Below are 14,291 nucleotides of genomic sequence, written 5' to 3'. Positions count from 1 at the left end.
TTTTACTTCCCGTATATCATTATATGAAATTATAAAAATGTCTGAAAATTTTCGTCTGTTCTATTGCTTTAACGCTTATCAGCGAATTTTCACTTTCAGAAATATTTATCATAACTTTTACTGCCACAGCTATAATAATCACCGCAGCTATTGCCTCAACAAATCCCAGAATTCCTCCCATAAATCTGTCAAGACGGTCATAACCGTTGAGCAGTCCGAATTCAAAGGTTCTGTTAATCACAATTCTTATTATAATTGTAAGAATAAAATAAACTATAAGAAATACTGCTGCCTTTATAATTCTTTTTGCCGGCTGACGTATATAGTTTTCTTCAATAAATTCCGGAAGATCATCCGGATTATCAGCAATCATACGAACTGTTGAATTAAACAGTTCCTCATTTCCGGTTATAGCTGTTGTTATTTCATTTACAACATAAGGCGGAAGATTTATTCCTACAGTTTCCGCAAAATTTTCTGTAAATCCATTTATTATTTGCTCATCAAAATCATCAGATGTTCCAACAACATTTCCTGCCTGACTGTTTGCGTAATCATAAAGTGTATCAAGAATATTATCAGTATGTAAAATAGCTTCAATTTTTTCACTGCTTATATTTCCTGCAAAATCCTGACTTTCAATTACATCCCTTATAACATCAGACGGATTATAACCATCCAGCGTTTTCTCAACAATTTCAATACTGTCTTTTTTTACGAACTTATCATAGATAAAATCCGTTGTTTTTGAACTTATGATCCAGGCTGCCGCAATTGAAAGTACACAGCCGATAACCACAATTATAATCTTTGAAAAACCCTTTCTGGCGCAGTTAGCAACAAAAAATATAATGACCACAACCGAAATTATGTCATATATCCACCAGAATTCTGCTCCCATTTGTTTTACACTCCGTTCCTTTTACCCGTTTAACCAATTCTGTCCGTTCTGTCAATTCTGTCATATCCCATAAGGAAAATATAATCATCAATTATTATAAACCTATCATAAGAGCCTTCAGAGCTTATATTCTTTTCTCCTTCACCGCTGAAATTATATTTATTGATTCCCTCCTTGTCAAGAACAAGTATCTGATCTTCATCAAATCTTACACATTTTGCTCCGCTGTTAAAAAATTCAGTTTCATTAGGCTGCTTTTTTTCACTGTCCATAGTTGTAAGGTAGCTCTGACGCTTGACCTCATTTTCAAAAAGCATTGCAATTTTACCATTATGATAATCCCAGTCTACAATATTACTCGGATATTCATAAGAAGTAATCAGCTTACCCTTGTTATCATAATATGCACATTTTGTATCCCCAAGCACCAGTATTCCGCTTCCGTCATAATACGCCTTAAGACACATGGAATCCAGAGCATCTGAAGTCCAGTTATCCTTTTTGGAATTAAATGAAACAGAGATTATCTTAGAAGTTAAGGAACCGTTTACAGCGTCAATAGTAGCAAGAATACATCCTGTTCCGTCACTGTTAAATGTGAGATCCACAACTCGTTCAACACAGTTTCTGCTGTATATCTCCTCTCCGGATTCATCAAAAACTGTAAGCGTACAGATATAACTGTCAGAACTTGTTACAACAGCGACATTTCCGTTTTCGCTTATTCGTGCGAAAATTATATTCTGCTCCATCTTTTTAGTATAAAGGTTTTTTCGCTTGTTGTCAATCCTGAATCTGTTTCCGCCTGATTCATAAATCAAAGCCTTTTTTCCGGCTGTTTCAAGCATGGCGTTTGCATAAGCATGCTGACGCTCCTCATAAAGTTCTCCATCCTCGGAATAAATATAAAAATAAGCATCACTTAAAATAGCCAGATATCCATTTAAATTTCCAACCTGATAATCAATTCCGCCGGAAATGCTCAAAGGAAAATTTCCGCTTGAAAGCTCTCCGGACTTAACACTGTGGAATTTATTTCCGATTCCCTCAAGCTTCGGAAACCATAAATCTCTCTTTACATACAAACCCAGAATAATTCCCGCAAGCATTAAAAATGCTATAAATTTAACCATCTGTCTTCTTCTTTTGCGTCTGCGCCTGAGAAGAACTATGTCAACGTCTTTAATATTTTTTTCCATTGTTCCTGTCCCCTTAGGTTACCGTCAGTAAAAAATACGGTTCAGATAAAGCCCGTGAGGCTGAGCAGTTCTTCCGGCTCTTTGTCTGTCTTTTGATTCAAAAATACTGTCAATCTCATCAAGCTGTATTCTCTTTTCATTTACTGCAAGTATTGTACCCACCATTATTCTAATCATATTATACAAAAATCCATCGCCTTTTACAAGCATTTTCACTGAATCCCCATTAATTTCTACATTAAAATAGTAAATTGTTCTTACTGTGCTGTTTTTTTCCCCTGAGTCTGAACTGAAAGCTTTGAAATCATGAGTACCGACAAATTTTGCCGCCGCTTTCCTTATAATATCAGCGTCCAGCGGCCGTCTGTAATGATAAGAAAGATCTGTTTCAAATGGATTTTTGCTTTCACTGTTATGAATTTTATAAATATATTCCTTCGCCTTGCATGAAAATCTTGCATGAAAGTCAGGTTCAGCTTCCTCACAGGACAAAATTGAAATATCGTCGGGGAGTCTGCCATTTACTCCCCTGACAAAATTAACCGGCAGAATATTGCTTTCAGTCAGCAGCGAAAAGCAGTAATTATTTGCATGAACTCCGGTATCTGTCCGGGAACATCCGTTTATAACAACCTTTTCATTAAGTACTGAAGAAACCTTCTCTTCAACTACCTCCTGAACAGTCAGGGCATTATCCTGACGCTGAAAGCCATGATAATTTGTACCCCTGTAAGCCATCATAACCTTTAAATTACGCATTATTTTCTTCCGCCCCGTCTGATAAAGTCTTTTTCTTTTTCATATATTTTTTCTGAATGACCCATAATGCAGCAAACACTGCGACAGAGCTTATGGAAATCACAGTTCCGGCGGCAAAGCCCGGAGGACAATATTTAAGTTTTATATCATGAGTACCAGCAGTAACTGGAATACACACCATAGCATCTTTAAGTCCGGTAACCTCTGTTTCCTTGCCGTCAATATATACCTTCCATCCGCCGTCATAAGGAATTGAAGTATACAAAACTCCGTCATTTTCAGCTGTAAAGCTGCCTTCAATTCTGGTATCATCATAGCTTGTCACGTCAATACCTCCGGCAGAAAGCTTTTCAACTCCCTGACGTAACAGTTCCTCATCTGCCTGGTAAACATATATAGAACCTGTACCGCTTTTATCCTTTTCGATATTTGCATAAAATGAAATAACATCTCCTGCCTTAAAGTTACCGGCAGCAAAAGTATTTTTATATTTGTACTGTCCGTAATTATGAACGACTGAATCACCGTTTTTGACAGTATAACCTGTTGCATTATCAAAAAAGAACGATGCATACACAGGTCCGTCATGTTCAACTGTGAAGTTATATTTAAGATAACAGTCACTGCTTCCGTCATCCGGCTGACTATACTGATAACTGTACTGTCCGTTAGAAGTCTTTATGACATTCAGTCCTTTATGTCCTACGTCCTTAACGTCTATAGGAGTAAATACATCCTCCTCAAGACCAGTTGCAAGTCTGAAAAGTTCATTCTGATTTTCAAAAGCTATTTTGGATTCTCCCTGATAATCCATTATTGAAGACTCAGCTGTAAAGGCTATAGGCAGATATGCATTATTTTTATAAAGCACAACAGATCCGTCATCATCAATTCTGTCAAGATATGTTTCATCTCCGGAAAATCCGTCATGAGAAATAAGATATTCAATATTTAAGAACATATTGTTTATCGGCGTAGACTGTGTATAATAATATCTGTTTCCGGCAGCTGAAGCCTGAATTCCTAAACTTTCAAGAAATCTTGTAACGCTTACATTCGCAGTAGATGAAAACTGAGAAACGCCTCTGTAACCATAAAGTGCCGGATCGTTTATAGAATAATTTGATGTAAGCTCCAGTCTGTAAAATCCATCCTTATCATCTTCTTCTGCTGCATCAATCATAGCTTCAACTGAATCATAATTTTTAGGATATATGCTGTATCCTGTTACTGATACGGTTTCCACTCCCTTATATGCATTGACCCCCATTTCAATCACACACACGCCGAATACCAGATAATTCAGCATATTTTTATTAATAAGTTTTCTTTCATATACAAACATTATTGCAACATAAATCAAGCATACTACAATACTTGCAATAACAGCACTTTCTGACTGATCTCTGAAAGACACAAGAGCAATTATAACAGTCATTGCGGAAAGAGCAATAACATCGAACATTTTAATATCGTCTCTCATTACAGTAAAGGCTCTGTATCCTGCTGCAACCAGAATAAAGGAAAGCAGGAATGAGAATCTGTAAGGCAGCATATTTGTAAAATGAAAACCATGCCACATATAATTAAGCACATTCATATTACAGCTTACAATAATAAATGCTATATATAAAACTGTTATTATTTTTTCTCTTATCTTGATTTTATTGTTCCTTAAAAATACTCCGATCAGTATTACACCGAACATTCCGCAGTAGAAATTAGGAAGTCCCTCTTTAGCAGTTGGTTCATGAAAACCAATTACATTGGAAATCATTTTAAGCCATGATTCATAAAACTCAATTACAGTCGGGAACTGATTATCAACACTGTTTGTAAGCTGAAGTGCCATATACGCCGGAAGAAGCATGAATGCCCCCATTCCTATGCCTATAGCTGTTACTCCTATCATCTGCCCCAGACGAATAAGCGTACCCTTAATTCCTCTCCAGTTTATAATTGCAGCTGCTGCAAATACCATAACTGTAAAAATGCATGTAAACAATCCTATGTAAAAATTTGCAACCAGTGACAATGTAAGTGAAATAACATAAACCTTATATTTTCCTTCCTTTACCAGAAGAATCGTTCCCATTACAACCAGCGGAAGCAATGCAACAGTATCAATCCATATAAGATTCCAGTAATATCCCATAATATAGCTGCATAGTGCATAGCAAACTGAGAAGGCAGTAATTGAAATATCGTTTCTTTTAAATATTGTCTTTAGAAATATTGCAAAAAACAATCCGGCACATCCGATTTTTATGGTAAGAAACAGCGTCATTACATCTCTTGAATATTCAAGAGGGAAAAATACTGCCAGAATATTTAACGGACTGGCGGCATAATAGGACATAACGGACAAAAAGTTTGTACCCAGTCCGGTATTCCAGGAATAAAGCAGTGATGACAGATTCTGAAGCTTTTCATGCTCTTCCTGAAAGAACGGAAAATACTGATGCCACAAGTCCGTTACCAGAATCTGCTGATCTCCGAATGGATGCACCTTAAACTGTGCAAACATTATCCATATAATAATGAAAGGAATTAAAAATGAAAGTATAAGATAAATTCTTGTTTCATGATATTTATTATACATAAGAATATCTGCAAAGCTTCGCTTTTTCTTAAAGTCTGCCGGAACAGACTTTTTATTAACATGCTTTTTTTTATTTCCCATTGTCATTGTCCTTTCTTAATTTACAATATTTATAAATATAACTGCTGCCAGAAACATCATAGTAATAATAAGAGCAATATAATCCGCAGCACTGCTTTTTAACTGACACATTTTAGTCCTTCCCCTGTCGCCCTGATAGCACCTGCATTCCATTGCCGTTGCAAGCTCTCCGGCTCTTCTTACAGCGGACACAAAAAGAGGAATTATAATCGGAATAACCGATTTAACTTTATCCATGAGCTTGCCGCCTTCAAAATCAACTCCCCTTGCTTTCTGAGCAGAAATAATTTTGTCTGTTTCTTCTATAAGTGTCGGAATAAATCTTAATGCTATTGTCATCATCATTGCAAGATCATGAACAGGAACCCTGATTTTTTTCAGCGGTCCCAAAAGTCTTTCTATGGCGTCTGTAAGAGCAATCGGAGATGTTGTATAGGTAAGTAAAGACGTTCCGGAAATAAGAAGTATAACTCTTACAATCATAAACACCGTTGTGTGAACGGCAGTATCAGTAATTTTAATAAATTTCCATTCAAACAGCGGAATACCTCCGGTAATCAGAAACAGATTAAAAAAAGAAGTAAACAAAATAATCGGTATTATGGGTTTTAAGCTTCTTAATATCATTTTCACAGGAATCTGTGACAGAATCAATGCCATAGCTGTAAAAACTGCCCCGACTTCCAGACAAACAGCACTGTCCCCTATAAAAAGCATTACTATAAAAAGTCCGGAAATAATTATTTTATATCTGGGGTCCATTCTGTGAACAACACTGTTCCCGGGGAAATACTGTCCTAAAGTTATATCCTTTATCATCAGATTTTCCCCCTTTTCCTGAGTTCTTCCAATATAAGCTCTCTGGCGTATTTTACAGTATAAACTTCATCATCAAATTCAATTCCATGTTTTTTCATTATACTGAAAACACGGGTAATCTGAGGAACTGAAAGACCTATCTGAGAAATTTCCTCAGAACGTCTGAAAACCTCAGCAGTTTCATCATAACAGAAAACCTTTGAATCATTCATTACCAGTATTTTGGAAGCATACCGTGCCACGTCCTCCATACTGTGAGAAACCAGCAAAACAGTACAGCCAGTTGTTTTGTGATAATTTTTTATCTGTTCCAGAATCAGATCCCGTCCCTTAGGGTCAAGACCTGCGGTAGGCTCGTCCAGTATCAGGACCTCCGGCTCCATTGCCATAACTCCGGCAATTGCAACTCTGCGCTTCTGACCGCCTGAAAGCTCAAAAGGAGATTTGTCAAGAATATCTGCTGAAATTCCGACTGCCTCTGCTGTTCTGCGGACACGACCGTCAATTTCATGTTCACTCAATCCCATATTTTTTGGACCAAAAGCAATATCCTTATAAACAGTATCTTCAAATATCTGATATTCCGGATACTGAAAAACCAGTCCCACTTTGAACCTGACCTGGCGTATTTTACTTTTATCAGCCCAGATATCCTGACCATCCAGATAAATTTTTCCGGATGTTGGTTTTAAAAGACCATTAAAATGCTGAATAAGCGTTGATTTTCCGGAACCTGTATGACCGATAACCCCCACAAGCTCTCCCTTATCAATTTCAAGATTTATGTTATCTACCGCTTTTTTTTCAAAAGGGGTTCCCTGACTGTAAACATAAGTCAGTCCTTCTGTTTTTAATACTGCCAATTTAACGCTCCTTTATGAATTATGAAAGCAATTTTATCAAAGCTTCTGCACATTCCTCTTCATTAATTATATGAGAGTCAAGGTCAAGTCCATACTTATTCAGCTCATATATCAGCTCTGTTGCCTGCGGAACGTCAAGTCCTACTGATTTCAGTTCCTCAACTTTGGAAAAGACCTCTTCCGGAATGTCATCCATTAAAACCTCTCCCTTATCCATAACAATTATCCTTTCGCACATTGCCGCCTCTTCCATATAATGAGTAATTAAAATTATTGTTATGCCAAATTCCTTGTTCAGCTGTTTTACAGTTTTCATAACCTCTTTTCTGCCGCTTGGATCAAGCATTGCAGTAGGCTCATCAAGAACGATACATTTCGGGCGCATGGCAATAATACCAGCAATAGCGACCCTCTGTTTCTGACCTCCGGAAAGCTGATGAGGTGCATGCATTCTGTATTCATACATTCCCACGGCTTTTAATGCATAGTCCACCCTTCTTCGTATTTCCAACGGTTCAATCCCCAGATTTTCAAGGGCAAAAGCAACATCTTCTTCAACAATGGTTGCAACTATCTGATTATCCGGATTCTGAAACACCATTCCCACACGCTGACGTATATCATAAATTTTTTCTTCATCCTTTGTATCGATTCCATCTACATAAACAGTACCGCCGCATGGAAGAAGTATAGCATTCAGGTGCTTTGCAAATGTAGATTTGCCGCAGCCGTTATGCCCCAGAACTGCAGTCATTTCCCCCTGCCTGAAAGCCAGATTTATTTTTTTAAGTACATATTCCCCGTCATCCTCATAACGAAAGCTTAAATCTGATGCCTTAGCAATATATTCCATTATTACTCCTTTTGCCATATAGCCGTTGAACCGCAGGGCAGACACAATCCGCTTTTTTCAACCGGAAGTCCTATTTCATCAAAGGAAACATTTCCGCCGTATTGCGGACATATAGTTTCCCCCAGAATATAACCCATTACAGAAGGAGAAAGTCCGGTTGTATAGCTGTTTATCAGGAAGAAAAGCGGATCATCGCTTAAAACCCCTGTACAGAGCTTAACAAGGTCAAAAACGCAGTCCTCAAGCTTCCAGACTTCTCCGCCGGGACCCCGACCATAGCTGGGAGGGTCCATAATAACGGCGTCATATTTTCTTTCTCTTCTGATTTCTCTTGCGATAAACTTCTCACAGTCGTCAACGATCCACCTGACTGGCTTTTCGGCAAGACCTGAAAGCTGTGCATTTTCTCTTGCCCAGCTTACCATACCCTTTGACGCATCTACATGACAGACTTTAGCTCCTGCCGCCGCACAGGCGAGTGTTGCACCGCCTGTATAGGCAAACAGATTCAGTACATTTATTTCCCGTCCGGCATTTTTTATCTTTTCGGACATAAAATCCCAGTTTACCGCCTGTTCAGGAAAAAGTCCGGTATGCTTAAAGCCTGTAGGCTTTATAAGAAATTTCAATTCCCTGTAAGAGATTTTCCATGATTCCGGAGGCTTTTTTGAAAAGCTCCAGCTTCCGCCTCCGCTGGAAGAACGGTGATAATGTCCCAGTGCCTTATCCCACAACGGAGATTTTTTAGGAGTTTTCCATATTATCTGCGGATCCGGACGAATAAGAATGTGACCATTCCAGTCTTCCAGTTTTTCCTGTGATGTGGTATCTATGATTTTATATTCTTTCCAGTTCTGTGCGATACGCATAGTCCTTAAATCCTTTACTTTTATTTTGTCCTGATGCTATTACCTGCACGTTCCCTTATTTTATCCGAAATGGCAATAGCATATTCGTTTATCTGTTTGAAGTCTTTTCCTTCAAGCATTACTCTTATAAGCGGTTCTGTACCGCTTTCCCTTACTAAAATTCTTCCACTGTCGCCCAGTTCATTTTCATAGTGTTCTATCAGGTCAGTAATCTGGCTGTCATTTTTCCAGACTTCTCTGTCACGGGGACTGATTTTTACATTTATCATAACCTGAGGGAAATGCTCCATAACAGATGCCAGCTCTGACATTTTCTTTCCGGACTCAGCAAGTATTTCAAGGACCTTCGCTCCCGACAGCTGACCGTCTCCGGTATTTGCTTCATCAAGGAAAATAATATGACCGCTTTGTTCACCGCCTAAATTATATCCTCCCTCAATCATTTTTTCCAGCACATATCTGTCTCCGACCTTTGTTGTCTGCATTTTTATACCGTTATCTCTTGCAAAATACGAAAATCCCAGATTGCTCATAACTGTAACTACCGCAGTATTCTTTTTAAGTCTTCCCTGTTCCTTATATGCTTTAGCACAAATTGCAATAAGCTTGTCGCCGTCAATCAGCTGACCGTTTTCATCAACTGCCAGACATCTGTCAGCGTCTCCGTCAAATGCAAGACCAGCATGACATTTTTTATCAACAACAAACTGCATAAGGTTTCCGATATGCGTTGAACCGCAATTATCGTTAATATTTACACCATCCGGCGATGAATTTATTACATAAACATCAGCTCCCAGACCTTCAAAAAGTCTTTTAGCCGTAGCTGATGCACTTCCGTTGGCACAGTCAATTGCAATTCTTAATCCTGTCAGATTTCCCTTTATACATTTCATAATGTAACGGATATAATCTGTCTGTGCGTCACGGTAGTGTATGATTCTTCCAACTTCACCTCCGGACACCAGCTTCATGTCCTGTGGTCTGTCTAAAATAAGCTCTTCAATTTCTTCTTCCATTTCATCAGAAAGCTTATGTCCCGTAGAAGAAAACAGCTTTATTCCGTTAAATTCAAAGCTGTTATGACTTGCTGAAATCATAACTCCGGCATCTGCTTTTTTCTGTTCCACCAGTGCTGCCACTGCCGGAGTAGGGACTACTCCCAGTAATTCAGCGTTTGCACCCACTGAACATATTCCGGCAACCAAAGCAGATTCCAGAATATCAGATGAAATTCTTGTATCCTTTCCTATAAAAATTGTAGGCTTATGCTTGGTTTTCTTCGTCAGTACGATAGCTGCTGCTTTTCCTATCTGCATTGCTGTTTCGCATGTAAGTTCAGTAATCGCTACCCCTCTTGCACCGTCTGTTCCAAATAATCTTCCCATTTGCCAATATCTCCTGTCTTAAATAAAATTATAAATTTATAGTCTCAGCTGAGCTTCATCCTCATCTTCTTTTATAAAGCCCAGGTGTTCATAAGCAAGTTTTGTTGCAACTCTGCCTCTCGGAGTTCTTGCAAGAAATCCCAGCTGCATTAAAAATGGTTCGCACACATCCTCAAGTGTTACCGCCTCTTCACCTATCGCAGATGCCAGCGTTTCAAGTCCTGCCGGACCGCCGTTATAGCCTTTAATAAGCATTGTAAGCATTCGCTTGTCAAGACTGTCCAGTCCCAGTGAATCAATTTCCAGTCTGTTTAAAGCAATCAGGGCAATATCCGCCGTGATTTCACCATCTCCCATAACTTCGGCAAAGTCTCTTACTCTTTTTAAAAGCCTGTTTGCAATTCTCGGCGTTCCTCGTGAGCGCTTTGCTATTTCAAGTGCACCGTCAACTGTACAGGATATTCCGAGAATACTGCTGCTTCGTCTTATAATATCGCTTAGCTGTTCGTTGGTATAAAGTTCCAGTCGCTGAGTTATGCCGAAACGGTCACGCAGCGGAGATGTAAGCTGTCCCGCACGTGTCGTAGCTCCCACAAGAGTAAATTTCTCAAGATCAACACGAATTGAGCGTGCAGACGGTCCTTTGCCTATTACAATATCCAGTGCATTATCCTCCAGTGCCGGATACAATATCTCTTCAATAGCACGGGAAAGCCTGTGAATCTCATCAATGAACAAAACGTCATTTGCTGAAAGATTTGTAAGAAGTGCTGCCAGATCCCCCGGTTTTTCTATAGCCGGACCTGTGGTTATTCTTAAATTTGCCCCCATTTCATGAGCAATAATTCCTGCAAGAGTAGTTTTTCCCAGTCCCGGCGGACCATAAAGCAGAACGTGATCCAGAGGATCTCCCCTGCGCTTTGCCGCTTCAATATATACAGCAAGATTTTCTTTTACTTTATCCTGTCCTATATATTCTGAAAGGGTTTTAGGGCGGAGGGAAAATTCCGTTTCGGCGTCCGCTTCTGTATATTCAGGGGCAACAGCTCTGCTTTCAAATTCCATATCTCCTGTTTCTATCAATTTGTTTTCACCTTTCCATGTTATAAAACCTGTTCACACAGGAATATTATTATTTTCTGCCAATGATTTTCAATGCCTGCTTTACAATTTCCCCGGCTTCCAGAGAAGGATCTATTTTAGAAACCGCAGAAGCTACTTCTTCCTGAGAAAATCCTAAAACCATAAGAGCTGAAACTGCTTCAGAACAGTTGTCTCCTGAAGGCACAAAAACATTTCCGGAGGCTTTGATATCTGCAGCCGAAATATTTTCTTTGGCTATCTTATCTTTAAGCTCCAGTACTATTCTCTGGGCAAGCTTTGGACCTACCCCTTTTGTTTTGGTAAATACCTTGCTGTCCCCGGAAGCAACAGTAAGGGCAAATCTCTGAGGATCAACATCCGAAAGAATGGAAAGTGCCGCCTTGGGACCTACTCCGGAAACGGATATGAGCATTTTAAAGCAGTTCAGTTCCTGAATTGAATAAAAACCGAAAAGCTCTACATTATCTTCTCTTACATATAAATAAGTATAAAGGCTTGCTTCTGTTCCGATTTCTCCCAACTGCGACGATGTAACGCATGTTGTACGACATGCATATCCCACTCCGGCACATTCTACCACAGCAAGAAACGGTTCTTTATGTATAAGTTTTCCTCTGACACTGTAAATCATTTATTTCACCTTACTCATTTTCAATATTATCTTATGCCTTTGCAGCAGTGCCCATGACATATGGCAAGTGCCAGAGCATCAGCAGCATCATCCGGCTTTGGTATCTGCTCCAATTTTAAAATACGTCTTGTCATATCCATAACCTGTTTTTTTTCAGCCTTTCCATAGCCTACAACTGCCTGTTTTACCTGTAGCGGAGTATATTCAAATACCGGAACACTGTGCCTTACGGCTGACAGTACTATTACCCCTCTTGCCTGAGCCACATCAATAGCGGTTTTCTGATTATTAGTAAAAAACAATTTTTCTATTGACATACAGTCCGGTTCAAATTTTTCAAAAATAAAGTCCATATCATCAGCAATGCATTTAAGGCGTTCAGAAAAATCTGTATGAGCCTCGGTAAGTATCGCTCCGTATTCAACAGGTGCAAAATTCATTCCGGAATAATCAGTAACACCAAAACCCACAATAGCATATCCGGGATCAATGCCAAGTATCCGCAAAAAAACACTTCCTCAAAAACATATTTATATTTTATTATAGCACAAAATATAACCTACTTTCAATAGATAAATCACATTTTAAAGAATTTTTGATAAAACAAAAAACCCGGAGGCAAAACCTCCGGGAAAATATCTGTTATTTTATCAAACTTATAATACTCCATTTGCAAGATCTCTTGCAATTGCTGCTGCGTCACGAACATTTACTGTTCCATCATTGTTATAGTCAGCAAAATCAGGAAGTTCACTTATCTTTTGTTCTGCAAGCTTTCTTGCAATAAACGCTGCATCTCTTACATTGACAACTCCGTCTTCATTAGCGTCACCGCGAAGACCGCTCTGACCAGCCAGTTCAGAAAAAGTTCTCTTGAAATTTGTAGCATAAGTTTCTGCAGTAGAACCTGCGTAACCATAAATAGTTGCAGTATCACTTATAGTATTTGGATGATCATAAATTTCACACTTTGCATTTTTGATAGTTATATTCGTTAATCCTAAACAGCCATAGAATGCTTCTGCCCCGATACTTGTGACACTGCTTGGAATGTCAACGCTTACCAGACTTGTACAATTCTTAAACACGCTATTTTCAATAGTTTTAATATTAGCCGGAAGCTGAATAGTTGTAAGCTTTGAGCATTTATTAAAAGCACCAATTCCAATTGTCTTTACGCTGTCTGGTATAATTAATTCTGTCAGCTGTACACAAGATTCAAAAGCATTGTTTCCTATACTTGTAACCTTGCTTGGAATTGACAAGCTTGACAGCTCACTGCAGTTTGCAAATGAACTTGCGCCAATATAAAGCACGCTTTCTGGTATAACTACCTTTGCAAGCTTATTGCTGTCATAAAATGCATAATCTGCAATTCCTTTTGTACCAGCCTTAATAGGAGTAGATTCATCCATAACGGATGTGATATCAGAGTCACATGCAATTACCCATGTATCTGCATAATATAATGGACCGGTCTTATTTATAATCTGATTATTCATAATTCCTGTGCCAGAAAATGCGTTGTTTCCGACGCTCTGAACATTACCTAATGATATACTTGTAAGACCTGCACAATTATAAAATGCATATCCATCTATAGCTGTTACGCTGTTTGGTATTTTAATTTCTGTAAGATTTGCACAGTTATAAAAAGTTCCTATTCCAACAGTTGCTACACCGCTTGGAATGCTGTAGGAAGTACCCTTTTTACCCATTGGGTAACAATAAATTGTTGTCTTATCCTTATTGAATAAAACGCCTCCGTCAGCACTGAAATAACTATTGCTTGAGCTTACAGTTATATCATATAAACTGTCAGCACCTCCAAATGCAAAAGCAGCAATATCCTTTACAGGCAGGCTTTCTTCAGTCGGCGGAATATTTACAGTTTCAGCCCCGTCAACACATCCTGTTATCTGAACATAATCATAAGTACCATCTTCATCAAAATCGACTTTAACATACTTCAAATTGCCATCAGTATATTCACTGCTGTATTTTACTGCTTCAGCAACAGAGAATGAACTGCCGCCTGCAATCACACTTACAGAGCAAAGTGCAGACATAGCAATACCTAAAATCTTCTTTGTAATTTTCATGCAAATTACCATCCTTTCAATCACTATATTGGAATTTTACCATATATTTTCTGAACTGTCAATGACATAAATCACAAAATCGCTTTCATTATAGTGTATTTTTTTGACAAATATAAAAAT

Annotated in this window: 13 protein-coding genes; all 13 read right to left on the bottom strand. The window is 38.5% G+C overall.

Annotation, left to right across the window (positions count from 1 at the left end; genetic code table 11):
• Window positions 1-19 precede the first annotated feature (19 nt).
• Window positions 20-901 (bottom strand): CvpA family protein, encoded by an 882-nt coding sequence (locus ACI4WO_RS08165; RefSeq protein WP_439807063.1) that lies wholly within the window; start codon window positions 899-901, stop codon window positions 20-22.
• Between the two features lie 29 nt (window positions 902-930).
• A complete protein-coding gene (locus tag ACI4WO_RS08160) occupies window positions 931-2,100 on the bottom strand; it encodes a DUF5711 family protein (RefSeq protein ID WP_439807062.1) in 1,170 nt (389 codons plus the stop codon).
• Between the two features lie 24 nt (window positions 2,101-2,124).
• Window positions 2,125-2,859: a tRNA pseudouridine(38-40) synthase TruA gene (truA, locus tag ACI4WO_RS08155; RefSeq protein WP_439807061.1), complete on the bottom strand. Its 735-nt coding sequence runs from the start codon at window positions 2,857-2,859 to the stop codon at window positions 2,125-2,127.
• Window positions 2,852-5,542: a YfhO family protein gene (locus tag ACI4WO_RS08150; protein WP_439807060.1), complete on the bottom strand. Its 2,691-nt coding sequence runs from the start codon at window positions 5,540-5,542 to the stop codon at window positions 2,852-2,854. Before ACI4WO_RS08150 ends, truA begins: the two co-directional genes overlap by 8 nt.
• Before the next feature lie 15 nt (window positions 5,543-5,557).
• The gene (locus ACI4WO_RS08145) at window positions 5,558-6,361 is read right to left on the bottom strand and encodes an energy-coupling factor transporter transmembrane component T family protein (RefSeq protein ID WP_439807059.1); all 804 of its coding nucleotides are present in this window, start codon (window positions 6,359-6,361) and stop codon (window positions 5,558-5,560) included.
• On the bottom strand, window positions 6,361-7,224 hold the full coding sequence (locus ACI4WO_RS08140; protein WP_439807058.1) for an energy-coupling factor transporter ATPase: 864 nt from the start codon (window positions 7,222-7,224) through the stop codon (window positions 6,361-6,363). The genes ACI4WO_RS08145 and ACI4WO_RS08140 overlap by 1 nt, the downstream gene beginning before the upstream one ends.
• Before the next feature lie 19 nt (window positions 7,225-7,243).
• Window positions 7,244-8,077 (bottom strand): energy-coupling factor transporter ATPase, encoded by an 834-nt coding sequence (locus tag ACI4WO_RS08135; protein ID WP_439807057.1) that lies wholly within the window; start codon window positions 8,075-8,077, stop codon window positions 7,244-7,246.
• Between the two features lie 2 nt (window positions 8,078-8,079).
• Window positions 8,080-8,946 carry a class I SAM-dependent methyltransferase gene (locus tag ACI4WO_RS08130; RefSeq protein WP_439807056.1) on the bottom strand — a complete coding sequence of 289 codons (867 nt, stop codon included), beginning with the start codon at window positions 8,944-8,946 and terminating at the stop codon, window positions 8,080-8,082.
• Window positions 8,947-8,966: 20 nt separating this feature from the next.
• Window positions 8,967-10,334, bottom strand: coding sequence for a phosphoglucosamine mutase (gene glmM / locus ACI4WO_RS08125; RefSeq protein WP_439807055.1), 1,368 nt, complete (start codon window positions 10,332-10,334; stop codon window positions 8,967-8,969).
• A gap of 36 nt (window positions 10,335-10,370) precedes the next feature.
• On the bottom strand, window positions 10,371-11,417 hold the full coding sequence (gene ruvB, locus ACI4WO_RS08120; protein ID WP_439807054.1) for a Holliday junction branch migration DNA helicase RuvB: 1,047 nt from the start codon (window positions 11,415-11,417) through the stop codon (window positions 10,371-10,373).
• Between the two features lie 49 nt (window positions 11,418-11,466).
• Window positions 11,467-12,069, bottom strand: a complete 603-nt coding sequence (ruvA, locus tag ACI4WO_RS08115) for a Holliday junction branch migration protein RuvA (RefSeq protein ID WP_439807053.1) — start codon at window positions 12,067-12,069, stop codon at window positions 11,467-11,469.
• A 26-nt stretch (window positions 12,070-12,095) separates the two neighbouring features.
• Entirely contained in the window at window positions 12,096-12,575 is a 480-nt protein-coding gene (ruvC, locus tag ACI4WO_RS08110) for a crossover junction endodeoxyribonuclease RuvC (RefSeq protein ID WP_439807052.1), read from the bottom strand.
• Between the two features lie 150 nt (window positions 12,576-12,725).
• Window positions 12,726-14,171, bottom strand: a complete 1,446-nt coding sequence (locus tag ACI4WO_RS08105; RefSeq protein WP_439807051.1) for a leucine-rich repeat protein — start codon at window positions 14,169-14,171, stop codon at window positions 12,726-12,728.
• Between the last annotated feature and the right edge of the window lie 120 nt (window positions 14,172-14,291).

It is taken from the genome of Porcipelethomonas sp., assembly GCF_051893655.1.
Taxonomy (GTDB): Bacteria; Bacillota; Clostridia; order Oscillospirales; family Ruminococcaceae; genus Porcipelethomonas.
Note: the sequence above shows the minus strand (reverse complement) of the source record. Positions and strands in the feature narration are given on the sequence as shown.

Bases quoted from the DNA above. Each gene is read 5' to 3' on its own strand.
- ACI4WO_RS08105 (WP_439807051.1), bottom strand. From the start codon at position 14,171: ATGAAAATTACAAAGAAGATTTTAGGTATTGCTATGTCTGCACTTTGC.
- ACI4WO_RS08130 (WP_439807056.1), bottom strand. From the start codon at position 8,946: ATGCGTATCGCACAGAACTGGAAAGAATATAAAATCATAGATACCACA.
- glmM (WP_439807055.1), bottom strand. From the start codon at position 10,334: ATGGGAAGATTATTTGGAACAGACGGTGCAAGAGGGGTAGCGATTACT.
- ACI4WO_RS08150 (WP_439807060.1), bottom strand. From the start codon at position 5,542: ATGGGAAATAAAAAAAAGCATGTTAATAAAAAGTCTGTTCCGGCAGAC.
- ACI4WO_RS08165 (WP_439807063.1), bottom strand. From the start codon at position 901: ATGGGAGCAGAATTCTGGTGGATATATGACATAATTTCGGTTGTGGTC.
- ACI4WO_RS08135 (WP_439807057.1), bottom strand. From the start codon at position 8,077: ATGGAATATATTGCTAAGGCATCAGATTTAAGCTTTCGTTATGAGGAT.
- ACI4WO_RS08145 (WP_439807059.1), bottom strand. From the start codon at position 6,361: ATGATAAAGGATATAACTTTAGGACAGTATTTCCCCGGGAACAGTGTT.
- truA (WP_439807061.1), bottom strand. From the start codon at position 2,859: ATGCGTAATTTAAAGGTTATGATGGCTTACAGGGGTACAAATTATCAT.
- ACI4WO_RS08160 (WP_439807062.1), bottom strand. From the start codon at position 2,100: ATGGAAAAAAATATTAAAGACGTTGACATAGTTCTTCTCAGGCGCAGA.
- ruvA (WP_439807053.1), bottom strand. From the start codon at position 12,069: ATGATTTACAGTGTCAGAGGAAAACTTATACATAAAGAACCGTTTCTT.